This window comes from Paenibacillus sp. WLX2291, assembly GCF_046603665.1.
In the GTDB taxonomy this organism is placed as follows: domain Bacteria; phylum Bacillota; class Bacilli; order Paenibacillales; family Paenibacillaceae; genus Saccharibacillus.
The window spans coordinates 5,145,817-5,170,010 of sequence record NZ_CP176755.1 but is presented as its reverse complement, the minus strand read 5'-3'; the positions used below and the strand labels follow the sequence as shown (position 1 = coordinate 5,170,010).

General features: G+C 49.4%; 18 protein-coding genes. 14 read left to right on the top strand and 4 right to left on the bottom strand.

Annotated elements, in window-relative coordinates; genetic code table 11:
* Positions 1-277 precede the first annotated feature (277 nt).
* The 6 genes from ACDE64_RS22110 to ACDE64_RS22085 all read left to right on the top strand — a co-directional run bounded on the left by ACDE64_RS22110 (position 278) and on the right by ACDE64_RS22085 (position 8,818).
* Positions 278-1,855 (top strand): extracellular solute-binding protein, encoded by a 1,578-nt coding sequence (locus ACDE64_RS22110; RefSeq protein ID WP_411350370.1) that lies wholly within the window; start codon positions 278-280, stop codon positions 1,853-1,855.
* A gap of 423 nt (positions 1,856-2,278) precedes the next feature.
* Positions 2,279-3,895 carry an extracellular solute-binding protein gene (locus tag ACDE64_RS22105; RefSeq protein ID WP_411348328.1) on the top strand — a complete coding sequence of 539 codons (1,617 nt, stop codon included), beginning with the start codon at positions 2,279-2,281 and terminating at the stop codon, positions 3,893-3,895.
* Positions 3,896-4,179: 284 nt separating this feature from the next.
* Entirely contained in the window at positions 4,180-5,031 is an 852-nt protein-coding gene (locus tag ACDE64_RS22100) for an ABC transporter permease (protein WP_411346884.1), read from the top strand.
* The gene (locus ACDE64_RS22095; protein WP_411344217.1) at positions 5,031-5,951 is read left to right on the top strand and encodes a carbohydrate ABC transporter permease; all 921 of its coding nucleotides are present in this window, start codon (positions 5,031-5,033) and stop codon (positions 5,949-5,951) included. Before ACDE64_RS22100 ends, ACDE64_RS22095 begins: the two co-directional genes overlap by 1 nt.
* Before the next feature lie 98 nt (positions 5,952-6,049).
* Complete coding sequence (locus ACDE64_RS22090) at positions 6,050-7,021, top strand: sugar phosphate isomerase/epimerase family protein (RefSeq protein ID WP_411348327.1); 972 nt, start codon at positions 6,050-6,052, stop codon at positions 7,019-7,021.
* Between the two features lie 3 nt (positions 7,022-7,024).
* Entirely contained in the window at positions 7,025-8,818 is a 1,794-nt protein-coding gene (locus tag ACDE64_RS22085) for a hypothetical protein (protein ID WP_411348326.1), read from the top strand.
* 363 nt (positions 8,819-9,181) lie between these two features.
* Here the strand turns inward: ACDE64_RS22085 and ACDE64_RS22080 are convergent, their stop codons facing one another.
* Positions 9,182-9,850: an MOSC domain-containing protein gene (locus ACDE64_RS22080; RefSeq protein ID WP_411348325.1), complete on the bottom strand. Its 669-nt coding sequence runs from the start codon at positions 9,848-9,850 to the stop codon at positions 9,182-9,184.
* Positions 9,851-10,106: 256 nt separating this feature from the next.
* Here ACDE64_RS22080 and ACDE64_RS22075 point away from each other — a divergent pair, with 256 nt between their 5' ends.
* The gene (locus ACDE64_RS22075) at positions 10,107-12,020 is read left to right on the top strand and encodes a TPM domain-containing protein (RefSeq protein ID WP_411348324.1); all 1,914 of its coding nucleotides are present in this window, start codon (positions 10,107-10,109) and stop codon (positions 12,018-12,020) included.
* A 249-nt stretch (positions 12,021-12,269) separates the two neighbouring features.
* Here ACDE64_RS22075 and ACDE64_RS22070 read toward each other — a convergent pair whose 3' ends face one another.
* The 3 genes from ACDE64_RS22070 to ACDE64_RS22060 form a co-directional block, all read right to left on the bottom strand.
* Positions 12,270-12,500: a hypothetical protein gene (locus ACDE64_RS22070; RefSeq protein ID WP_411348323.1), complete on the bottom strand. Its 231-nt coding sequence runs from the start codon at positions 12,498-12,500 to the stop codon at positions 12,270-12,272.
* 188 nt (positions 12,501-12,688) lie between these two features.
* Positions 12,689-13,546: an HNH endonuclease gene (locus ACDE64_RS22065; protein ID WP_411348322.1), complete on the bottom strand. Its 858-nt coding sequence runs from the start codon at positions 13,544-13,546 to the stop codon at positions 12,689-12,691.
* Positions 13,547-13,604: 58 nt separating this feature from the next.
* A complete protein-coding gene (locus tag ACDE64_RS22060) occupies positions 13,605-14,093 on the bottom strand; it encodes a hypothetical protein (protein WP_411348321.1) in 489 nt (162 codons plus the stop codon).
* A gap of 207 nt (positions 14,094-14,300) precedes the next feature.
* Here ACDE64_RS22060 and ACDE64_RS22055 point away from each other — a divergent pair, with 207 nt between their 5' ends.
* From ACDE64_RS22055 to ACDE64_RS22025, 7 genes are all read left to right on the top strand, one after another.
* Positions 14,301-15,581: an ABC transporter substrate-binding protein gene (locus ACDE64_RS22055; RefSeq protein WP_411350369.1), complete on the top strand. Its 1,281-nt coding sequence runs from the start codon at positions 14,301-14,303 to the stop codon at positions 15,579-15,581.
* Positions 15,582-15,737: 156 nt separating this feature from the next.
* The gene (locus ACDE64_RS22050; protein WP_411348320.1) at positions 15,738-16,622 is read left to right on the top strand and encodes a carbohydrate ABC transporter permease; all 885 of its coding nucleotides are present in this window, start codon (positions 15,738-15,740) and stop codon (positions 16,620-16,622) included.
* Positions 16,623-16,681: 59 nt separating this feature from the next.
* Positions 16,682-17,500 (top strand): carbohydrate ABC transporter permease, encoded by an 819-nt coding sequence (locus ACDE64_RS22045; protein WP_411350368.1) that lies wholly within the window; start codon positions 16,682-16,684, stop codon positions 17,498-17,500.
* A gap of 326 nt (positions 17,501-17,826) precedes the next feature.
* Positions 17,827-19,812, top strand: coding sequence for a hypothetical protein (locus ACDE64_RS22040; protein ID WP_411348319.1), 1,986 nt, complete (start codon positions 17,827-17,829; stop codon positions 19,810-19,812).
* Between the two features lie 233 nt (positions 19,813-20,045).
* Positions 20,046-21,803, top strand: coding sequence for a DUF4127 family protein (locus ACDE64_RS22035; RefSeq protein WP_411348318.1), 1,758 nt, complete (start codon positions 20,046-20,048; stop codon positions 21,801-21,803).
* 60 nt (positions 21,804-21,863) lie between these two features.
* Positions 21,864-23,537, top strand: a complete 1,674-nt coding sequence (locus ACDE64_RS22030; protein WP_411348317.1) for an FAD-dependent oxidoreductase — start codon at positions 21,864-21,866, stop codon at positions 23,535-23,537.
* A 213-nt stretch (positions 23,538-23,750) separates the two neighbouring features.
* Positions 23,751-24,176 carry a MaoC family dehydratase gene (locus ACDE64_RS22025; RefSeq protein WP_411348316.1) on the top strand — a complete coding sequence of 142 codons (426 nt, stop codon included), beginning with the start codon at positions 23,751-23,753 and terminating at the stop codon, positions 24,174-24,176.
* The last annotated feature ends 18 nt before the right edge of the window (positions 24,177-24,194 follow it).

Here is a 24,194-nt window from a genome sequence, read left to right as displayed (position 1 = left end):
TCAAGGAATCGGAAAATCGTTTATACGGCGAATTCAGTGCAAGAAGGCAGATGACATGTCGATCACCTTCCAATGTAAGCGTTTACTTAAAAGTTTATGGATGGAATCAAGTTTATTGAGCATTTCAAAAGCAGAATGCCATAATTGGGACATCCCTAAATTGAATCATTCTTACCCGCAAGCATCGAATGCGGTACATACACGGCACAGGGGACACAAGCTGACAAAGGGGTTGAGTAAATTGAAAGCGTATTCAAAAAGAAAGTTGTTCAAGCGTATGTCCGGTTTGATGATGGCAACAGCACTTGCAGGTATAACGCTGCTAGCAGGCTGTTCCAGCTCTGGCAGCGATGCAGGGGCTACAACGGCAGACGGCAAATCCGTCTTGAAGGTGGAAGTGTTTGACCGCGGCAATTCGCCCGCCGGGGCTACGATTAATAGCAACTATTTGACCAAGCTTGTCAATGAACGCTTCGGCGCCAGCAACAATATTGAAGTGCAGTATGTACCGATTCCCCGCTCTGAAGAATTGCAAAAGCTGAACGTACTGATGGCGAGCGGCGGCGACGTGCCAGATATCGTATTCACCTATGATCAGGGTACATTCAATCGGTACGCTGAACAAGGCGGACTGACCGATGTAACCGATCTGCTCAATCAGTATGGTCCTGATCTCAAGAAATTCCTCGGTGACGATACACTCGCTTATGGACAACTGGAAGGTAAACAGTTCGCGATTCCAGGGAAACGCTCCGTACTTGGAAAATATGCTTCTTATATTCGTCAGGACTGGTTGGATAAGTTGAATCTGCCAACTCCGCAGACGACAGATGAACTGTATACGACGCTGAAGGCGTTCAAGGACAAAGACCCCGGTGGTGTTGGCGCAAGTGTGATTCCATTCGGTATGACGATTGCTCCCGCACAGTATGAGCCGCTGCTCTGGTCTTTCATTCAACAGCCACTGACAGACGAGCAAAAATATACCCTGCTACAAAAGCTTGGCTCTCGTGATTATCCGGTACTGCTACCTGGCTTCAAAGAAGGCTTGCAATACATGAACAAGCTGTACAACGAAGGGCTGATTAGTAAGGATTTTAGTCTGGACGAGGACAAAAAGCAGCTTGGGCAGGATGTGCAAAATGGGAAAGTGGGCTTCTTTACTGAAGACGCAGGTAACCCTTACTATGCAGGCGGCATGTATGAGAATTTGCAAACCAATGAGAAAAATGCCGTCCTCACACCAACAGATGTGTTTACCAACAACGAAGGCAAGCATATCAAACCGGAATACGCGTCCAACGGTCTGTATATTATGATCCCGAAATCCAGTACCAAATCGGTCGAAGCAATCAAATACCTAAACTGGATGGCATCTGACAAAAACTTGTTCGATATGCAAAATGGTGTAGAGGGCGAGAATTATACACTGCAAGACGGTATTCCAGTTGTCAAACCTGATGCGACGGATGAAGCGCTGAACCGTCTGTACAACTATGGAGACATGGCAATCATCGCCAATGGCAAAATCGTCGGCACCGAAGAACAAAATAACGAAGCCTATATTAAACAAATGCCAGAAAAATATCAGAAGGATATGGCGAAATCGGTTGAAATCTCTAATACCGATACGTTCCCACCGGTCAATTTCAGTGTACCGATTGAAGCGGAAGCTAAATATGGAAGCGCTCTGCAGGACAAATTCGATCAATTGATCGTCAAAACAACAATGGTATCGCCAGATCAATTCGACGCCACCTATGAATCACTGTTAAAAGATTATATGAGCAGCGGCGGTCAAGCAATTCTGGATGAGCGCACCAAAGTGTATCAAGAAGGCAACATCGCTAAATAACAGAACAGATCATGCAACTGCCAGTTAGGAATAGGTAGAAGCCATCGTGTAACCACTTCCTCAATATAATAGGAAAACACGATTGGCTTCACCTGATGATCAATACCATTCATTTCTTCAACTCCATGTGGTCCGTTCAAAACCGTTCTACATCAAAACAGAGCTTGTAACAGAGTTCATAATGAAAATATTACTTGAATATAACATGTTAAGTTATTATATTTTCATTACTAAAAACCCTTGATGTATAAGGATTTAACCGCCTCTGTTTATCTCCTGAAACAAGTTTATTGAGTGATTTCATGATCTGATGCCATAATTGGGGCATCCCGAAAATGATAAATGGCAGGAAAGTTAACAAAAATAAAAGAACCTGCTGACACTAATACGTTAGGGAGAAAAGTGAACAAAGGGGTTGGGGAGATGAAATGGTATTCACGCAAAGGTTGGGTTAAAGCAGTATCCGGTACGATGATGGCGACGGTATTGGCAGGTACAGCGATATTAGCAGGCTGTTCTAGCTCAAGTAGCGAAGCGGGAGCAACGACCGCAGATGGCAAATCCGTACTGAAAGTGGAAGTGTTCGACCGCGGCAACTCGCCAGCAGGCTCTACGATTAGTAATAACTATCTGACCAAGCTTGTTAACGAACGCTTCGGCGGTAAGAATAACATCGAAGTTCAATACGTCCCTGTCCCACGTTCCGAAGAATTGCAAAAGCTGAATGTCCTGATGGCAAGCGGCGGCGATGTACCAGATATCGTATTTACGTATGATCAAGGGACATTTAACCGATACGCTGAACAGGGTGGTCTGACCGACCTGACCGATTTGCTGAATCAATACGGTCCCAATCTGAAAACATTCCTAGGCGACGATACGCTCTCCTACGGGCAAATTGAAGGCAAACAATATGCCATTCCGGGCAAGCGTTCCGTGCTTGGCAAATACGCTTCTTATATTCGTCAGGACTGGCTGGATGCACTGAAGCTACCAGTTCCGCAAACGACAGACGAGCTGTACACCACACTGAAAGCATTCAAAGATCAAGACCCCGGCAAAGTCGGCACCAGTCTGATTCCATTCGGCATGACGATTGCTCCGGCACAATATGAGCCGCTGCTCTGGTCGTTTATTCAACAACCACTCACCGATGAGCAAAAATATACCCTGACTCAAAAGCTCGGCTCCAGTGATTATCCAACGCTGCTGCCCGGCTTCAAGGACGGCTTGAAGTATATGAACAAGCTGTACAACGAAGGGCTGATCAGCAAGGACTTCGGTCTGGATGAGGACAAAAAGCAACTGTGGCAAGATGTGCAAAACGGCAAAGTTGGCTTCTACACTGAGGATGCGGGCGAGTTGTATTTTAGCTATAACGGCACTTACAAAAACCTGCAAACGAACGTCAAAGACGCCACGCTGACACCAACGGACGTGTTTACGAACAATGAAGGCAAGCATGCCAAACCGGAATACGCATCCAACGGTCTGTATATTATGATCCCGAAATCGAGCAGCAAAGCGGTGGAAGCGATCAAATATCTCGACTGGATGGCATCCGACAAAAACCTGTTCGATATGCAAAATGGCGTGGAAGGCGAAAACTACACGCTCAAGGACGGCATCCCGGTAGCGAAGGAAGATGCGTCCGAAGAAGCACTGAACCGCCTGTACAACTACGGCGATATGGCAATTATCGCGAACGGCAAAATCGTCGGCACCGAAGAACAGAATAACGATGCCTACATTATGCAGGTGCCGGAAGAATATCAAGCCGATATGCGCAAATCGGTCGAAATCTCTAACACCGATACGATTGCACCGGTGAACTTCAACAAACCAATTGAAGCGGAAGCCAAATACGGCAGCGCCCTGCAAGACAAATATGCACAGTTGATCGTCAAAGCGACAATGGCGCCGGAAGCTCAGTTTGACACGACCTACGATTCACTCGTCAAAGATTATATGAGCAGCGGCGGTCAAGCGATTCTGGACGAACGTACCAAAGTATTCCAGGAAGGCGGCGCAACGAAGTAAACTGGCGCTAAAGCTTCACATGGATGACCTTGTATTGGCAGCTGTACTGCCGACTTCGAGACATAGCCTTGGTATCCCAAGCTTGCTTATCTAGGATTGTCTAAGGGCTTGTCCAGTATGAAGTCGGCAGCATCAGCTGTATTCCGATACATGTCTGCAATCACTCTGTCTGGCGTAAGTCACACCGAGCAATACCGATATGCGATTCTATCCACCGAAAGGGGAGTACGACAGTGAAAACGTCCACTTACCTCCGCAGATACTGGCAGCTGTATTTCCTGCTCATGCTGCCGCTTGCCTACTTTGCCGTCTTCAAATATGGACCGATGTATGGCGTACAGATTGCATTTAAGGATTTTAACTTCTTTCAAGGGATTAACGGCAGTGAATGGATTGGCTGGGATGCCTTCCGTGAAGTGTTTCAAAATCAGGACTTTTACCGTACCCTTCGCAATACATTGATGTTGAACATTCTGGACCTGATCGTTTCGTTCCCGGCACCGCTCATTCTGGCGATTATGCTGTATGAAGTGAAGGCGGTGTGGTTCAAGAAACTGTCGCAGACCATTCTCTATATTCCGCATTTTATCTCTTGGGTTATTATCGGGGGAATCGTGTATCAAGTGTTTGGTACGCAATCCGGCTTTATTAACAATCTATGGGTATCGTTCGGATTTCAACCAGTTCCGTTTTTGACCGATCCGCATTACTGGCTCATTACGTACTTGCTGACTGGCGTATGGCAAAGTGCAGGCTGGGGAACCATTCTGTATCTGGCAGCATTGACTGGCATTAACAAGGAATTGTACGAAGCCGCCGAGGTAGATGGCGCAGGACGAATGAAGCGCATCTGGCATATTACGCTGCCGGGTCTGCGTCCGACGATCATCACGCTGTTGATTATCAATCTGGGCAATATGGTGACGATCGGATTTGAACGTCCATTTGTCATCGGTAATGTGGCGGTACAGGAATATTCGGATGTACTCAGTACGTTCGTATACCGGATCGGTTTGGAATCCGGTCAGTACACGCTGGCAACGGTAGTTGGTCTGTTCCAAGCAGTGGTCGGACTGATCTTCGTACTAGGTGCGAACCTCGCAGCCAAGAAAACGACCGGGGAGGGGATTTTATAATGGCAGAAGCAGCTCGCGTTAACGAAACGGATCGCATCAAGATCAAACCAACGATCAGTCGCAGTGATCGCATATTTGATATTGTGAATGTGACGTTGCTGGCAATCTCGGTACTGATCTGTATTTTCCCGTTTATTCACGTTCTGGCAATCTCGTTCAGCTCGGCGCGTCCGATCATGTCCGGTGAAGTTACACTATTTCCCAAAGAGTTTACGATTGAAGCCTATACCAAAGTATTCGGTGATCCGTCGATGATTCGCTCGCTCGGCTTTACGGTGCTGCTGACCGTTGTGTTCACGCTCATGTGTATGGCAATGACGATTGCAGCCGCTTTTCCACTCGCTAAATCGAATCTGAAAGGTCGCGGCTTCTTTATGGTCGTGATCATCATTACGATGTTTTTCAGCGGCGGGATTATTCCAGAATACATTCTGGTGCGCAATCTGCATCTGCTGGATACGATGTGGGCACTTATTTTGCCGGGACTCATTAGCCCGTTTTATCTGATCATTATGATCTCCTTTTTCAAAGGGATTCCTGACAGTCTGGAAGAAGCGGCAGAGATTGATGGCAGCAGTCATTTCCTGACGCTGGTGCGTATCATTTTGCCACTGTCGCTGCCGGTGCTGGCAACACTGAGTCTGTTCTATGCGGTCGGTCGCTGGAATGGCTTCATGGATACGCTGATGTATATTAATAGCCCTGAGCTGTATCCGCTGCAATTGAAGTTGTATCAGCTCATTCAGAACAATATGGCGACCGAACTGATGCGCAATGAGGTCGTAGGTGCCGCGCAGATGATGCCGGAAAGTCTCAAAGCGGCAAGCGTGATCTTTGCAACGGTGCCGATTCTAATCGTGTATCCGTGGCTGCAACGCTTCTTCGTGAGCGGCGTTATGCTGGGCGCGGTCAAAGGATAACGAGGAGCAAACGGTGCGGCTTTCCCTGCGGAGGCCGCATCTGCTGCTTTTATTAGTGAATCCGAATTCAAACTACAGAGAGAAAGAAGGCGTGACGCATGCATTCATCCAAAGGCGAATATTCCTTTTCCACCTGCTGGAACATCAAGCGTTATCCCCATGACGGAGCAGGCATGATCCGCGAGATTAGCGAGCTAGGCTTCCAGTATGTAGAGCTGAATTATAACGTGACGACAGAGATGCTGAAGACGATTGAACCGCTGATTGAAAAAGGAGAGATGGGCGTATCGAGCGTACATAATACGTTCCCACATACACCTGACCCGGACTATGGCACAGATTCAGTGCTGCTCGGATTTGACGATGAGGACAAGCGTAAGCGTGCAGTGAAGCTGCTGGTCGGTTCAGCGGAATACGCGCATCGCTATGGGGCAAAAGCAGTCGTGGTGCATCCGGGCGAGGTGCCGTTTTCCTACAATATCGACGAGGAACTGAAAGGCATCTATCACGAGCAGGGCAAGGACTCACCAGCGTATCAGAAGCTGTGGAACGAGATGCTGGAGCGGCGCGAGCGTCTGTCTGAGCATTATTTGCAGCGTATTCAGCATAGTCTGGAAGAAGTGTGCGAGATTACGATGTCACGCGGCTACGATATTGCCTTCGGTATCGAAACGCGGTCACGTTGTTACCAGATGCCAACATTGACCGAGGCGAAGAAAGTCCGCGAACGTATGAAAGGCGCGCCCGTCTATCTCTGGTACGATATCGGTCATGGCATGATGATGGATCGGATGGGGCTGTATCATAACGCCGAAGAAGCAAACGCGATGAAGGACGATATTATCGGGGTACATATCCACGAAACGCTCGGTCTGTCCGATCACTGGTGTCCCTATGTGCATAGCAAGGATATGGAGTATTTTGACCGCTTTCTGGATATTATTCAGCAGGCACCGATCAAAGTATACGAGCTGAAAGCCGCCTGTCAGCCGGACGAGATTCATACTAGCCACCGCTTGCTAACCGACAAAATTCAGCAGCGGCAAGCAAGTCTGGCGAAGGGAGTCTAATGCATGGATATCTTGCAAAAGCTGATCCATGTAAACGAAGCTTGGGTGGAGCGTGGATTGCAAGGTCAGGTGATGGACGAGCAGAGCCGGTACTATGGCGGTGTGATTGACCCTGCGAATGGTATCGCTTGGCCCAATCATCATGCCGGTACGCCGGTCTGGATGTCGGTCTGGACGGCGGCGCTAGTGCAGCCAGAGTCGGTATATTATCGCAATATGCTGGTGCTGGAGCGGCTGGAGCTGGCAGCGGCATATATGCTGCGTGTGCAGCATGAGGACGGTTCAATCTCGCCGGGGTGGACGAATTTTCATTCGCCACCAGATACCGCGTTTGTCATCGTCGGATATGCACAGTTATATTTGCTGTTATCGCGCGAAAATTGGGCAGCTGCCGAGCCGACACTTGTTAAAATGAATCAGTTTTTGGAGCGTAGTATGCCAGTGATGCTGACCGGCGGCTGTCATACGCCGAATCATCGCTGGGTGATCAGTGCGGCGCTTGGATTTTTGCATGAAATCTTCGGGGATGAACGCTTGCGGAAGCGGGCGCAAATGTGGGTGGCGGAAGGATTGGATGCGACACCGGATGGTGAGTGGACAGAGCGCAGCAATGGCATTTATAACGCGGTGAGTGATGTGATGCTGATTCATGCGTCGCGGCTGCTGCATATGCCAGAGTTATTGGAGCCGGTGCGTCGTAATCTGGAAATGATGATGTATCTTATTCATCCGTCCGGCGAAGTTGTGACCGATTATTCGGGACGGCAGGATTTTGGGCAGACATTTACGATGGACAGTTATTTGCTGTCGTATGTGATGATTGCAGAGATGGATCACAATGCGCAGTTCGCCGCGATGGCGCAATTGGCGGCAGCGGCATTTCACGAACCGTCCAGCTGTGCAAACAATCCATTGATCGGGATGCTGCTGTATCCGGTGAATGGACAGTCGGTACAACCGGGTGAGCTGCCACGTCATTATCGGCGGATGATCAACGGAACATTTGACCGACAGGCATATCTGGATCAGGCGGATGCGCACGAATATCGGGCGATTCAGTATAGCCGTCCGCATCTCGACTTTGGCGCGCCAGTGCTACGGATGCGACACGGCAATACAAGTCTGACGATGATGACCGAAACGTCGTCATTGCTAGCGCTGCGGCATGGGGATGTACGATTGTTAGGCGTGCAGCTAGCATCGTATTTTAACCCGGGGTTTGTACCGATGCAGACGCTGGTTGAAACGGAAAGTGGATACAGGATGACGGCACTCTATCATAAAGGCTACCGCTCACCGATCCCGGCGCCATATTTGCCAGAGCATACAGGGATACATGGGGAAAGCAGACCATGGTATATATTGCCTCATGCGCAGCGCGAAAGCACGCATACGCAAGCGTATCGTGTGGAGGTGGAAACGGTAGAGCAGGTGAATGGGTTGGATCTGTATATTCGGTGCAGCGATCCAGCAGAAGTGATGACCCAGCTGTCGTTTATTTTTGGCAATGAATCGCAGATGATTGCGGAGGATGGACAGTTACGTGAGGTGTCGGAAGGCGTAGAATTGTGGCAAACTGGCATGGTGCGGATACAGCATGGCGACGACTGGGTGGAGCTAACAGGCGGAGCGTATGAGCATTGGGCAACAGCGGTGCGCGAAGCGAGCTATCCGTCGAATTGCCGCACATTGCTAGTGAATCTGATGACGCCATTTGAGCATAAGATTAGTCTGCGCTTGTCTCCTTGTGCGCAGGCAGAGCGAGAGCAGCAGATGTTACAGCAGTTCGGAGAATAAATTTGTACAATCGATTTCCTTGAATATTGATTGTAAGCGATCGCCGTGTATGTCCGCCGATCTTATCATTTCCAGCCTGTGGTGTATCCAGCACCGCAGGCTTTCTTTATGAGTAGAATAATCGAATCCGACAGGGAATGAAACCGATATACATACATTTTATCGCAAAAACGTTATTGCTATGGACGATAGTCAATTCTTGCAAATGTACAAGTATAGTCATTGACGTGAAGCTTCTATCGATCTCCCCATCATATCGCCTTTCCTCGCAATTCTGCGATCATATAAGCACCGCTGACTAGCCGTTCGAAGTTCTACGACCATACGAGTCCATCTTTACGATCCACCGCTTGCATAATGATCTTACACCTTGTCTACTAGGCGTTTGCTCAGATGTTTGCGCAAGGAAGACGCGAGCGCTGGTTCTTCCAGTACGCTACGTAATGCAGGCGTATCGCCCTTCTCGTGATACAGCAGGCGGTTACACTCCGCAATCGTTGTCCCATGACCCTCGCGCCGATTCCATTGGAACGTATCTCCAGCTGTCACCTCGCCAGATTGTAACACTCGGAAATAAAAGCCGGAATATCCCGTTTCCCGTACACGAACGATCATCTGCTGACGTTCCAGATGTGCGGACAGCTTGAAACATGGCTGGCGCGGCTGACTCACCTGTACGATCGCCGTACCAATCGTATATACGTCACCGATGCATACATCTTGTTCCAGCAATCCGCTCACCGTAAAATTCTCACCAAATGCGCCCACTTCAAAAGGACGATTCATTTCCTGACTCCACCATGGGTAATGCTGAGCAGAGTAAACGCAGGCAGCTTTATCCGGTCCGCCATGATTTTTCAAATCTCCTTGTCCGTCTGTTTCAATACCGTTCTCACTCATAAATAGAGGCTTATGAACCGGCGTTTTGACATAACCGGTGTAGACAGATTTGCCATTCCATTCGATATGTACCGGCATACCGGTATTCAGCGATAGCAATCTTGCTTCCGTTGTATGTGTGGATGTATTCATCGTTATACCTCGTTTCTGTAAAAGATCAGGGAGACAGTGGAACGTCGCGCGTTCATCTCTCATTTCACAACAGCAGAACCCCCAAATTAGCATTTCCGGTCGATTTTGCACAATATTCTTCAAATTACTGCCTGTTATTGTTAATTTCTGCTTTCTTTTCTGCCTATAATTGTATCATAATACGTTGTACAGATGATGATATTACGGCATACTGTAAAGGATTATAGCTCCGCACCTTGGAATAAAGGGGAACAGGATGAAAACGATATTCATATGGCGGTGGCAATGGTTATTGATCATAGGGCTGCTGATGCTGAGCAACAGTTTGCTGCCAATGATGACCTATGCTTCCGAAAGTGGCGGTTATCGTAACGGTCATGTTACCGATTACACTGGCATGTTTACGGAAAAAGATACGGCACGGATCAATCAAGCTTTGACCGGTCATCATTATACATTGCAGGTTATGACTGTGAACGGTTACACCCAGACCGAGGGCAGTCGTTTTGCCAATGAAGTATACGACGAAGAAGGGATGGGCGGCGACCAGTTGCTGCTGCTGATTACCCGCAATCCGAACTATGTCCATCTCGTTTTTCAAAATGAAGAACTGGCGGAACGCATCGCTGCCAGCAATGCACGGACGGTGGAAGGGGTCACCGATACCCAGTTTGTTCCGTATGCCAAAAACGGTGATATCGCTGGTGGTGTCATTGCGGTCAGTCAGTATTTGAACGGATTGCGGGATACGTCGAGTGGCGAGAATGGTGCTGGAAATGATGGCACTGCCACAGCCAATGATCAGGCGGAATCTCGCTTCAACGCTAGTACGCTGCGTCAATTGATGCTGGGTATTGCTACCGTGCTGTTATTGTCAGCGGCCATTGTGCTGTTTTTGTTTACGCTACGGACGCGCAAGCTGCGCAAACGCCGCTCCCTGCTGCGGCAGCGGTTGAATAAACTGGATACCGTGCTGCACGAACTGCTGGATTCCGAGCTGTTTACCTTGCTGGAACGAGAACGAGTCAGCCGGGATCAGTCGCTATTGCTAGAGCAAATTCAGCGCGACGGTGAGCAGCAGCTACAACACGTCCAGCAATGGCGCCAAGTATTGCAATCGCTCTCTATGTCCATCTGGTCGTTAACAGGTACCGGACGCGAGCTGAATCGATTGGAAAATGAACTCTCCTCTTGGGCAACCGAACCGGAGCAGCTTCAGCAGCGCTTTGAGATGATTGCCGGAGTTACGCGTCCGTTGCTGTCATCGACGACCGCCACGTTAGCGGAATCGCATTCGCTGCACTCCATCGATCATGTAACCGCTGAATTGCATGAGCTGGTCGAGCGCGAGAAATTGAATGTTCGTGCCGAGAATCCCTTTTTACTGCTGGAGCAAGCACGAATGGAAGAGCGACAATGGCGCGAGTTGCAAGCACGCGGCGATCAGACCCGTGCGCTGGCTCTAAGGCAACATGTGGATCAGTTAATGAAGGATAGCCGCCAGCTGGTGAGCGAATTGATCCGTTTTCGGGATGAAGCGGTGCATACTGCTGATGAAACGACCCGGATTTTGGAGGAATATGAGCTGTTGCCGGAATGGTATGAACGCGAGTTGCAGCAGTTGAGTGGAGTGTATGCCGAGGTGCATATGACGAGACAGCAGCAGCGCTATGAGCAGATGCAGCAATTGCTGGAACAGGCGGCTTCGTTGTTGCCACAGATTACCTCTGCTTTGAATCATGATCTCCCTTCCTATCGGCAGGCGTACGAATACAGTCTGCGCATACGGGAATTGTTTGATCGCGTACATACTTTGCGTCTGGAGCTGACTGGATATTTGGATGAATTGGATTTGCGCAAAAAGCTGGATATGGAGCGCTGGGAGGCAATCAGCGGACAACATCGCGATGCAGCTCGCCAGTTAACAGATATGCAGACAGAGAGCGATATCCGATTGGCTGTTTCCGCGCAGGAGGGTAGTTTTGAAGCGCAGGAAGAAGCACGTCGCTACCTGATGGAGACACCGCTGGATTTGTCCGCTGTCGAGCATGCGCTGGATGAGGCGGAGGAGCGACTGAATGAATTTTTGCGGCAATTGGATCTGCTGCGTCATCATGAGCCGGAATCCACAGGCGAACCGATGTTGCCGCGCAATCGTGGACGCGAATAAGTGAAGAATATCCGTACCAGCGAAGAAGGTCTGTTTCAGTATAGATACAAGATGGATGACGCACGCATCATAATGACGCATAACAAAGCAGCCTGTCTTGCCGGATCAACGGCGGACAGGCTGCATTTTGGTGTGAATGTTTGGTGTGACTGTATGGTTGAAGATACATAGATTTATATTGTCAGTACATGATAGGCACTACACCTACATGTGCAATGATATGTGCAATCGCCATAGCATGCAGCTCTGTTAAGGCTTCTCAGCTTCCGAACGGGCAGATTTCCAGCGCCAGATCATTTCGCCCAGCAAATATCCGCACAGCAAAAACAAAGGCACGGTTCGGGACACTTCATTCCAGATTCCGTGCAGCGTCAAAACAAAGGTATGATCCATATAATGCATCGCCATTACCCCTAGTGAAGTTAGCCCACCATAACCGAGCACGCCTTCACACCAGATAAATTGATATTTGTTCATCATGACCTCCAACGCACTGCATAGGATGCTTTTATCATATAGCATGAAGAAAGCGGCTTCAATAGAAAAAACCGGAATTCGCCCGTGAATTTCCATAAGCTGGATGTCATCCGGTCATACATCTGTGCTATATGCACATTATCAGATCAGCGCTACCGTTGTGATATTGGGAATAATGTTGTTCGTAACGCTCAGGATGAACTACCTTCGTGCACGCCGTCAGGCGAATCGACTGGTTGGATAAAATGATGCAGATCATGATCTGCCTTCGTCTGATTGCACAGATTACAGGCGCATACGCAGTTTAGCGGTGTCGTATGTCCACCGCGTGCGCGTGGCAACAGATGGTCAATCGTATCGCCAGAACCGCCGCAGAAGTAGCATGTATACTGATCTCGTTCCAAAATATATTTACGAAACGAACGGTTGCTGTACAGACGACGAATCGTATGTCGATTGACTACAACAGCAGCATATTCGCGTACTAGCGTTGCTGCTGTCTCCAGATCGGTTTCCTGATGCCAGCGGCGACCTTTGTCTGTGCGTCCACGCATATGCACAATGCCGCGCCGGGTCGGACGAAGCACAGCAAGATCCAGCCCGTGTCCGCGAATGTCTTTATGCTCAATGGATGGCAGACTGCGTACCGGACGAGCGGTCACGATAGAGACGGCTGGAATCGTAACATGATTCTCTTGCGCATGTTGCGGCGAATGAACTGTATTCGTCAGCGTCATTTCAGGTGCAGGATGATGCGGTGCAGGCAGCGGTAGCTTCTGCTCTTGCTTGACAGACCCTGATTCTACCATCAATCCATCCTGAGCGGCGGCTTTCAATTGTTTACGGCAGTCGCGGCACGTTCCGCGCCGACTGGAACGTCCCGATTTGCGTCCGGTTCGTTTCAAATAGTGCGAGAGCGGATACATGCCGCCACAACGGGAACAGGTTTTACTGTCCGCCGTTTGCTGTACGACAGCGGTGGAATGCGCTTCCGTTACTGGCGGCTCGCCCTGAGCCGCTGTCGATGATTCCTGGTGTATATGCTGCATCGTTCTCACCTGTTTCATTTTAAAATGCCTTGCGAATGATTATGCATGCCATCGCACATTATAGCGGCAGCAGATTCTGACGTTTGGCAATCGGCTCGCAGTCCTTGCAGACACCAACCAGCCCGCCCTCATCGGTCGCATAAAAAGTCAGCCGATGCACTTCTTTTTTGCAGTAGGAGCATTTTTGCAGTCTTGGTTTGACCGGAACATCGCCAGATTTGGACAACGGCAGCGGTCGAACGGTGGCAGGTACTGCTTTTTTGTGCAGCTCTGCTACATTTTCTTTTTTCAAAATCGGTTCTGGCTGGGAATTGTTGCGCTTTATTTCTTTGCCTTTTCCGTTGCGGCGCTGGCGGAAGGAGGCGAGATGTACGACATTCGGTGCGTCGTGATGTGGGTCGGTATTGGAATCGTGATCCACACGCGGACGCGGTGTATTGTTATTCGGCAGTCTGCGCTGACCGGAAGCAAGCATAAGCGCAATCCAGACCAGTACGAACAAAACGGCAATCATTCCGACTGCCAACAAAATCCATGCGGTTTGCATCTAACTCACCTTCTTTGCTGATAATTAATCAGAGTTGCTGTTTATTGGTGCATAGGATTCCCTTTTAATTCCTGCTCATCCCTTTTTTGTTACATTCTAATTTGATATAATGCGAGACGAAGGCGAAAAAATTCTCACTTCATGCTACATAGGATGTAGAGTACGGAAACGGTGGAGCAGAAGAAGCCGGATGATACCAAGAAAGGAATGAAGCCTGTGAATAAAAAAGTCAGACGATTAGCGGTGCTGTGTCTGCTGGCTGCATTATTGTCTTCTGTGCTCAGTTCGTGCGGATCGGATGCCGGGAGTAATAAAGAAGAAGATGGACGGATAACGATTAAATTCTGGACGATTGCCCTGCAACCGACATTCAACGATTATTTTAATAACCTGATATCAGAATACCAAAAAAACCACCCCGGCGTCACGGTCGAATGGAGTGATTATCCATACGATGCCATCTCTAATAAGTTATTAACCGGAATTGCGAGTGGCAACGTACCGGATGTGGTGAATCTGAATACCGAATTTGCCAATCAGATGGCGTCTAAGGGCGCACTGGCGGATCTGACGCCGTATTTGAGCGATACCGAACGGTCTTCGTATTTTGACGGCATCTTCAATTCCACGGTGCTGGACAACAAGCCGTATGCGCTGCCGTGGTATACCGGTACGGAAGTGCTGTATATGAATACGCGGCTGGTGAAGCAGGCGGGACTTGATCCTGCCAATCCGCCCAAGACGCGGGATGAGCTGAACGAATGGTCGCGTCAGATTAAAGCCAAAACGGGTGCTAGCGGGTATGCGCTGACCTTTGCCGCGCGTCTGTTCCCGGTGGAAGGCATCTCCATTCTGAATGACGACAAAACGGCTGCCGCCTTCAATACACCTGCTGCGCTCGATATGATCCGCAATATGCAGCAGTTGATTCAAGAAGGCGTACTGGTCGGCGAGGATTCTAATTTTGACAAGCAAATTCAGTACTTCTCCAGCGAGCAGACGGCGTTCGAGATCGCCGGACCGACCTTTATCAACTTTATTAAAACGGCTGCGCCGGATGTGTACAAAAACACCATCGCCGTGCCACTGCCGACAGGCAAAGCCGATGTGCGTCTGTCCAATACGATGAATCTGGTCGTACCTGCCAAATCGGGCGCACCGCAGCAGGCAGCAGAATTTGCCAAATTCCTGACCGACGCGTCAAACCAGACCTCCTTCTCCAAAGCGGCAAATACGCTGCCAAGCACGAAGGAATCGATCAAGGACGCGTACTTTACGCAGAACGACAATACATTAGAATCGCAGGCGAAGGTCGCTTCCGCCGAAAGTCTGGACAAGGCGGTCGATTATATGGTCGGCGTACCGAATGCCAGTGATATCAACTCTGCGATTGCTGTGCAATTGCAGGAGATTTTCCTGAACGGCAAAGACCCGCAGCAGGGACTGACTACCGCCGAACAGGAAGTAAACCAAATTCTGAAGCAATAATTCCAGTGCGCCCGATTGTGAACGTGTAGGATTCGCATCGGGCGCATCTCAAATCGGACGTCATCTAGTGGCGTACACCTTGTCGCGACGATACCCAGTCAACAGTCACCTCTATAAATGAGAACGTACCTGACCCTTCAAAGGCGGTGAACGAGCATGATGAGATGGATGAGAACCGAGACGTTTGCCGCGTGGGCCTTCATGGCTTCCGGTCTGCTGATTGTAGCCGTATTCGTGCTATGGCCGATTGTATACGGTATTCCGCTGTCCCTGACCGATTATTCGGTCATTGGAGAAACCCACTATGTCGGCGTGGACAATTATGTTACTGCCGTACATGACAAAAGCTTTTTGACTTCACTCTGGAATTCGCTCGTATATGTACTGATCGTACCGTGCATCCAGATCCTGTCTATCCTGATGGCGATATTGGTCAATACTCGCCTGCCGCTGATCAAGGCATTTCGCGCCGCCTACTACATTCCGGTCGTTACCTCAATGGTGGCGGTCGCGCTCATGTGGAGCTGGCTGTTCAGCAGCAACGGGGTGATCAACTATATCCTGATGCAGCTCGGTCTGATTCAGGAGCAAATCGGCTGGCTATCCACAAGCAGTACCGCACTGTATGCGCTCATGTTCATCACGATGTGGAAAGGGCTTGGCTATTATATGGTGCTGTACCTTGCCGGGTTGCAAGGGATTCCGTCAGAGCTGTACGAAGCGGCGATGATCGACGGAGCGGGGCGCTGGCAACGAATTTTGCGGATTACGATTCCGTTGCTGCGTCCGCATATTTTATTTTGTACGCTAATCTCGCTAATGGGTGCCATTCGGGTATTTGACGAGATGTTCGTACTGACGAATGGCGGACCGGGCAATGCGACACTAACGTCCAGCCTGTACATTTACCAGAAGGGTCTGGAGCAGTTCAACTTTGGTTATGCGTCCGCGCTCGGTCTGATCGTCAGCGTGATCGTTGGCGCACTGAGCCTGTTTGTGTTCCGTCTGAACCGGAAAGGCGGTGTACAAACGTACTCATGAACAATGCGATGGAGCATTCCCGTAACCGTGCCGTATCATCTGGTGTGACGGCGCGCCGGATGAAAAAGATGCTGAATTATACGCTTACCTATCTACTGCTACTGATCTTGGCGCTGTTTATGACTGGCCCGTTTCTATGGCTACTCAGCGTATCGCTGATGCCGGGGCGCAATGTGTTTGCGAATCCGCCAGCGATCTTGCCGACATTTATTGACTTCGCCAACTATGCGCAGGTATGGAATTATATGAATTTCCCACGTTACATTATGAATACGGTAATCATTACCGTGATCGGAGTTGTCTGCAATATTGTGCTATCGTGTATGACGGCGTATCCGCTGGCGCTGTTCCGTTTTCGCGGCAGAGATACCGTGTTTGCGATTCTGATTGCGACAATGATCATTCCGTCGGCGACCGCGATGATTGTGCATTATTTGACAATCCAGTGGCTGCATCTAGGCAATACGTATCTTGGCGTCGTGCTGCCTGCGGCGGTATCGGTATTTAATATTTTCCTCATGAGACAGACATTTCTCGGCATTCCGTCCGAGATTCGAGATTCCGGTAAAATGGACGGCGCGTCTGAACTGCGCATCTGGTGGCAGCTCGTCTTGCCGCTAGTGAAGCCGGGCATCGCGGTTATTATGCTGCTGGAAGTAATGGCGTTCTGGAACAACTTCCTCTGGCCCATCGTCGTACTGGACGACCCAGAGAAATATCCACTCGCCGCGGCACTTACGTATTTGAATGGACAGTTTTCGTATAACTTTGGCTGGATTGCAGCAGGCACGATCATATCGGTCATCCCGATCATCGTCGTGTTCCTGTTCACCCAGCGTTATTATATGGAAGGTCTGGCAGGAGCGGTAAAGGGATAGGCGATTCGCCTGTCCCTTTTTTTCGTACTGCTGTATACATATAACCTTCATGGAGTGGGATTATGGCTGGGATGCCATCTTTTTTTGGATACTGGTTGTAAAAATGCTCCATATTTTCCTTATAGATAGGAGGAGATAGAATTCAGGCTACTGGATAGCGACGGCAACACAATAGAATGTGCATATTCAGTCGTATACTGCCGCACACAAATAAACTATGTACAGTTCAGTTAGAGCAACTTGTGGCTGGCAGTACATAGGCATATGTGATACAGCGCTCATGTAATCAAGAACAACGTGTTGGATCTAGAAGAGGAGGGAACATAATGAAAAGGAATAAGGGGTTGCGGTATGGTATATCGATGATGATGATTCTGGTGCTGCTATTCAGTATAGTACCAACGGGAAATGCAGCAGCCGAATCTGAGACACAGCCAGCAACAGTAAAAACGTACGAAGTACCGATTATGAGCGGTACGCGTATTACTACCCAGCCACAAGGCGAATTGAGTGGAGAAAAGTGGACGCGACTTGCTAACGGTGGCGGTTGGAAGGATGAGGGGCAGGATGCCATTATCACGCTACGGTTTCCACAAAAAATCCATGTGAATGCGTTAACGACATACTATTTTGACAAGCAACATAACGATAATACTGCGTATCGGGTAGAAGGTCAGGATGGCGGCAAATGGAAGGACATTGATCTCGATCAAGTGCAGACAAGCGAAAAGCAGCAGATTCGCGCCGTTACGCCGGGACGATATGATGCCATCCGGCTAACGTATAAAGCTGTACAAATGTTGCCTTCTCGCACATTGGAAATCGCTACTATTCATATGTTGTCGGATCTTCCGTATATCAGCGACCTGCAAGCAGAACCGTTGAGTGATCAAGCTGTGCTGACATGGACACCAGTTCCCGGTGCGGACAAGTACATCGTTCGTTACGGTTCGGAGATTCGTAATTATACGAATACGGTGGAATTGTCACCGCAGGATATACAATCTGGCAACCGCTGGACGATCCGCAACCTGCCCAAAGAGCAAATTATGCACGTCTTGATTGCACCAGTTGTAAACGGGCAAGTTGGCAATTACTCGTCGGATCAGGCAATACTAGCAACTAATGCACGAATCATTCCGCAAGGTACTGAATTTTCATCAAATAGCTATAGAGGCTATTTGATGCTCGGAAATATAGCCGACGGCAAAATCGATGATACTTGGGGTTCGGCAGCCTATTATAAGGAGAAGCTAGTAACCTACGGAATGAAATTCCATACGCCATTACATCTACGTTCGGTACAGATCATCGCGGCTGTGCCACGTAACGCCACGAATTCCTATACGGTATATGGTTTCAAAGATGGACAAAAGAAGATGATCGGGCAACAAACGTATGATCTTACCAAGCAAACAGGTCCTGTCAGACTGGAACCAATTGCGGTGACAGTAGGATTTTACGATGAGATTCATATTACTGCCCAGTCGACAGACACCAATGAGTTATATGAGATTTTGTGGGACTCGGACAAAGATAGCGTGACTGGACTCCAAGCAGTCGCGGGCAATGGACAGACCACACTAAGCTGGAATGCTGTAGACGATGTAGATCAGTATGTAATTGAATACAGTCCGGTGTATGACGAAAAAGATATTCATCGTGTGGAAGTTGGTGCAGATGCCTATCAGGGATATGCCGTCAAAGGACTCATCAATGGACAGAAATATGCATTTCAAGTATTTCCCCGTATTGGTGATCAGATGCTGAACGCTTCAGATCAGATTATCGGTGCAGCTACCGCTGGTGTGCAAGGGCAAGCAGTTCCTTCAGGCACCATTGTAAGCAGCAGTGAACACCGTGATCCTTACCAGATTGTGGATGGTGATCGGAGTACGTATTATTATTTGCAGCAGGGCGAAGCCATCACCTTATCCTTCCCACAGCCGATCTCATTGACTGGCTTGCAGTTGACAAGTGGAACGAGAACTCATGTCAAAGCGCAAGAGGAGCATCAATACACCATTTATGGATTGCAAAACAAACAGTGGATTCCGATCGGTAGTGGAGCGTTAACTGCGATTCATATGTTTTCGGAAGATGATGTTAGCTTGTTACAAGATCCGATTGCCGTCCAGCCGGGAATGTATGAAAGCATCATGATCATCGGTAAAGGGATTGACGAAAGCTACCATAATTTGAATCTAAGCGACGTTTCACTGCTGTATGGGCAGTTGGCAATCCAGCCCTCCAATGTAACGGACGACACGTATGCACGAGCGGGAACCGTATCTCAAGACACGTATTGGTAGTCATGAGAAGTTAGGCAATCGTAAAGCAATCCACACGATACAACAGCACTGAAATTTTACTTTTGCGTCGTAATATGTTTGGATGGAAATACAGATGTTTTTAACTATGGGTAAATTTGTATGAATGTAGCAATCGTCTAACATCCATGTACGTTCGTTCGCGGATAGTCTGCCGATTGATCATCGACTGCTGTCTGCGGACACTACATACGTCCAAAGGAGTCTGCATAATCATGAATACAACCATTGGTACAAAAGGACAGATCGTTATCATGCCGCTGGACGAGCGACCGTGCAATTTTCATTTTCCGTATCGGCTTGCTCGTTCGACGGATTACGAGCCGCTGCGTCCGCCGATTGAATGGATGGGGCAGAAAAAGCAACCTGCCGATACATCCCGGCTATGGACATGGACGGAAATGGAAACGAGACAAGCCAGCGGAGCGGTATTGTCGCTCGATACGCTGTTATATGGCGGCATCGTTCCTTCCCGACTGCACGAATGGAGCAGTGAAGAGATTGCCGAACGCTTGCGGCATCTACGCACATTAAAAGAAAACAACCCGCAGCTGATCATCTACGCGTTTCAACTGATCATGCGTTGTCCGCAATATTCGTCGTCAGATGAGGAGCCGGATTATTATGCTGACTGGGGACGCGAGATTTTCCGCAAAGGGTATCTGGAGCATCTGTCAGAAGTACAATCGCTGACGACAGAGGAGCAGGCGGAGCTGGATGACATCAATAGCCGTCTGCCGCAGGAGGTACTGGACGACTATCTCGGTCGCCGCGCGATTAACCGGGAAGCCAATCGACTGGCGCTGGAATATGTGGCGGACGGCACGATTGATTTTCTAATTTTCCCGCAGGACGATTCAGCGCCATATGGGTATACTGCGCGCGATCAGCAGCTTGTGCGAGCAGGCATTCGGGAGCGGCAATTAGGGACAAGAGTGTACATGTATCCCGGGGCAGACGAGGTCGGATGTACACTGGTCGCACGCATGGTTAATACGCTTAACAATGCTGTACCGCTGATCTATCCACGATTTGGCTCAGTAGAAGGGCCACATATCATTCCAGCGTACGAAGACCGGCGGTTATACGAAACGTTAAAATACCAGATTATCGCTGCCGGTGGCATCGTTGCTGACAGTTCAGCAGAAGCGGATATCGTGCTGCTGGTGAATACACCGGGCGAGAAAATGGGCGAAGCCGTCAATCAGGGCGCGCCGTCTGCCAACTATGATACCGAGCGTACCGTGGTGGAGCTGGTCGAGTATGCCGCATATTTGCTAAGCAAGCATGATCGCAAGCAGGAAGCGGCATATCGTGCCACCTACCTTGCAGCGGAAGAAGCGCCGCATACGGAGAACGATGCTTCAGTTGTTAACGACATAACAGATGAACTGGCAAATGGAAGGAAGATTCATGCCCGCGATGAAATGGATGCGGCAGATGCGACTTCTTACGAATCGCATTCGCTCCCTGAGCATACTGCTTCTGCGACAGATCGCCGTCCACCGCAACGTCCTGTCGTTGCCATCGCGGATATTGCATATGCCAACGGTGGAGATCTGGAATTGTTAGATCTGTTACGGCAAAAAGGAATATTGTACCGTCTCGCTGGATATGCAGGCTGGAATACAAGCTCCAATACGCTCGGCACCGTTATTGCCCAGTCGATGCTGTACGCACAATATGGAGATAGTCGTCGCCATGACCATTTTCTGGCGCTGCGGTATGTGGAGGACTTCGGATATGATTCGGTTGTCCGCAAGGCGCTCAGCAATGGTCCAATTCAAGAACTCGGATTGGATAAATTCCGGCTAGATGGACCGCGCGGACTTGTCTCCGAGATGGTGCGTACAGGATTAGAGCAATTTATCGCCCGCTATCTCACCCAAGAAGGGCATACGATCGAGATTCGAGACTGCTATATGCCGTGGAACCGTATGTTTGAGGTTGGATTATCTGTCCGTCTACAATGAACGTTGTCTTTTCATTTCTAGCATAACTACTACATGATCAGCCGAAAGGAGTACCAAATTATGAGTCAACATCATCATTCCCATACACAGCAATCGATTTTGCAAACGACGAATCAGCCGCCAACCGGCTACCGCACATTACAAGCGGACGTTATCGTCATCGGTGCAAGTCTCGGCGGTACGCTGGGCGCACTGGCGGCTGCCCGTCAGGGCTTGAAGGTTATTTTGACCGAGCCAACAGACTGGATTGGCGGACAGCTCACCTCACAGGCAGTGCCGCCAGATGAACATCGTTGGATTGAAAAAGGCATCGGCGCGCCGGGAACGTTTATCGAATTCCGGGAACGGGTGCGTGAATATTATCGTCTTAACTATCCTCTGACCGAAGAAGCGCTGGAAAATCCGATCCTCAATCCTGGCAATGGCTGGGTGAGTCGACTGGCACATGAGCCGAAGATTGCGCTACAAGTGCTGGAGGATATGCTGGCGGTGTACCTCAACACTGGACGCATTGAAGTGCTATACCATACCGAACCAGTGGAAGCCGTGACGGCGCATGATGAGATTGTATCCGTAACCGTGCGTCATACCGGGGATTGCGATTCTCGCTATTCCACACTGATCGGCACCTACTATCTCGACGGTACAGATGAAGGCGATCTGCTGGAACTTAGCGGTACAGAGTATGTGAGCGGCGCTGAATCCAAATCGCAAACGAACGAGCCGCATGCGCTGGATGAAGCGGAGCCACTGGATATGCAGTCGATCACCCATGTGGCAGCAGTGGATTATATCGAAGGTGGCGACTTTACCATCGACAAGCCAGAGCAGTACGAATACTGGAAAGCATACAAGCCTTCCTTTTCCGAGTATCCGATTCTGAGCTGGTATGCGACAGATGCCAACGATACGAGTAAGCTCAAGGAGTTTACATTGTTCCCGAATGAGCAAGGTGTTACTTCATTGTGGGATTACCGCCGCATCGTCGATCCAGCGATCTGGACGGAACAGCTGAGCGCCGAAGTCAGTCTGCTCAATTGGGCGATGAACGATTATTACGCTGGTCCAGTGACAGGTGTGCCATTACAAGAACGCCTACCGAATCTGGAAAGTGCGCGCCAGCTGACGCTGTCACTCGTCTATTGGCTGCAAACCGAAGCACCGCGTCTAGATGGTGGCAAAGGCTATCCGGGTATCCGTTTGCGCGGCGATATTCTCGGTACGGAAGATGGGCTTGCCAAATCGCCATATATCCGCGAATCGCGCCGGATCAAAGGCATGTACACCATCAACGAGCATGATGTGAGCAAAGAGCTACGCGGCGAACAGGGAATCAAGCGCTACGAAGATAGCGTCGGCATCGGCAGCTATTCGCTCGATCTGCATCCGACGGTGAAGACGCACCGTACCTTTTACATTCCGAATTATCCGTTCGAGATTCCGCTAGGTTCGCTTATTCCGGTACGTGTCAAAAACTTGCTGCCTGCCTGCAAAAATATTAGTATGACCCAAATTGCTGGCGGCTGCTATCGTCTACATCCAGTCGAGTGGAATATTGGTGAAGCGGCGGGGTATCTAGCGGCATATGCGATTGCCAATGAATTGACACCGCAGGAGGTGTATGCTTCCAGCGAGCATGTCAGTCGCTACCAGGAGCTGCTAACGCATCGCGGCGTACAGCTGCACTGGCCGGAAGAAGTGGAAAAAGAAGTGCTTCAACCGCCACAATCGTGATCGGAAAATAATCTCGGAACTATCGAAGTATGCGCTCCCTGATACATGCTCCTAAATAAACCCACAAGCCTCCTGCATGCAGGGGGCCTTTGCTGTACAAGCAGAGATTGGTAGCGGTGTGCGCAAGAGAGTTGACGGAAATAACAGAGGACGCGCATACTTAACCGAGTTCGATTGACCTGCTACAGATCCTATACGTAAGAGGTGCGAGAGATGAAGTTGAATGAATTTTACATCGGTCAGACATTTGAGACTGGTACATTAACGATGACAGATGACAATATCCATGCGTTTGCAACAGAATACGATCCGCAATATATGCACTTGGATGCAGAAAAAGCCAGTGCTGGACGTTTCGGCGGCATTATCGCTTCCGGTATCCAGACGCTGGCAGTGTCGTTTAAATTGTGGGTAGAAACTGGCAGCTACGGCGAAGACGTGATCGCTGGAACTGCTATGAACAACGTCAAATTCATTCGTCCAGTACGTCCCGGCGATGTGTTGCATACGGTAGTGAAGGTGCTCGATGTACAGCCGAAACGAAGAGAGACTGGTATCGTTACGGTGCTGTTATCTACTTTTAATGAACGGAAAGAACAGGTCTTCGCCGCCGAATTGTCGGCGTTAGTACAAGCTTGAGCCTTGACGAACATACAG

Excerpts from the sequence above, each read along its gene's own strand:
- ACDE64_RS22090 (WP_411348327.1), top strand. The coding sequence starts at position 6,050 with ATGCATTCATCCAAAGGCGAATATTCCTTTTCCACCTGCTGGAACATC.
- ACDE64_RS22025 (WP_411348316.1), top strand. The coding sequence starts at position 23,751 with ATGAAGTTGAATGAATTTTACATCGGTCAGACATTTGAGACTGGTACA.
- ACDE64_RS22050 (WP_411348320.1), top strand. The coding sequence starts at position 15,738 with ATGATGAGATGGATGAGAACCGAGACGTTTGCCGCGTGGGCCTTCATG.
- ACDE64_RS22105 (WP_411348328.1), top strand. The coding sequence starts at position 2,279 with ATGAAATGGTATTCACGCAAAGGTTGGGTTAAAGCAGTATCCGGTACG.
- ACDE64_RS22040 (WP_411348319.1), top strand. The coding sequence starts at position 17,827 with ATGAAAAGGAATAAGGGGTTGCGGTATGGTATATCGATGATGATGATT.
- ACDE64_RS22110 (WP_411350370.1), top strand. The coding sequence starts at position 278 with ATGTCCGGTTTGATGATGGCAACAGCACTTGCAGGTATAACGCTGCTA.
- ACDE64_RS22030 (WP_411348317.1), top strand. The coding sequence starts at position 21,864 with ATGAGTCAACATCATCATTCCCATACACAGCAATCGATTTTGCAAACG.
- ACDE64_RS22065 (WP_411348322.1), bottom strand. The coding sequence starts at position 13,546 with ATGCAGCATATACACCAGGAATCATCGACAGCGGCTCAGGGCGAGCCG.
- ACDE64_RS22045 (WP_411350368.1), top strand. The coding sequence starts at position 16,682 with ATGAAAAAGATGCTGAATTATACGCTTACCTATCTACTGCTACTGATC.
- ACDE64_RS22095 (WP_411344217.1), top strand. The coding sequence starts at position 5,031 with ATGGCAGAAGCAGCTCGCGTTAACGAAACGGATCGCATCAAGATCAAA.
- ACDE64_RS22080 (WP_411348325.1), bottom strand. The coding sequence starts at position 9,850 with ATGAATACATCCACACATACAACGGAAGCAAGATTGCTATCGCTGAAT.
- ACDE64_RS22070 (WP_411348323.1), bottom strand. The coding sequence starts at position 12,500 with ATGATGAACAAATATCAATTTATCTGGTGTGAAGGCGTGCTCGGTTAT.
- ACDE64_RS22075 (WP_411348324.1), top strand. The coding sequence starts at position 10,107 with ATGAAAACGATATTCATATGGCGGTGGCAATGGTTATTGATCATAGGG.
- ACDE64_RS22100 (WP_411346884.1), top strand. The coding sequence starts at position 4,180 with ATGCTGCCGCTTGCCTACTTTGCCGTCTTCAAATATGGACCGATGTAT.
- ACDE64_RS22055 (WP_411350369.1), top strand. The coding sequence starts at position 14,301 with ATGAAGCCTGTGAATAAAAAAGTCAGACGATTAGCGGTGCTGTGTCTG.
- ACDE64_RS22060 (WP_411348321.1), bottom strand. The coding sequence starts at position 14,093 with ATGCAAACCGCATGGATTTTGTTGGCAGTCGGAATGATTGCCGTTTTG.
- ACDE64_RS22085 (WP_411348326.1), top strand. The coding sequence starts at position 7,025 with ATGGATATCTTGCAAAAGCTGATCCATGTAAACGAAGCTTGGGTGGAG.
- ACDE64_RS22035 (WP_411348318.1), top strand. The coding sequence starts at position 20,046 with ATGAATACAACCATTGGTACAAAAGGACAGATCGTTATCATGCCGCTG.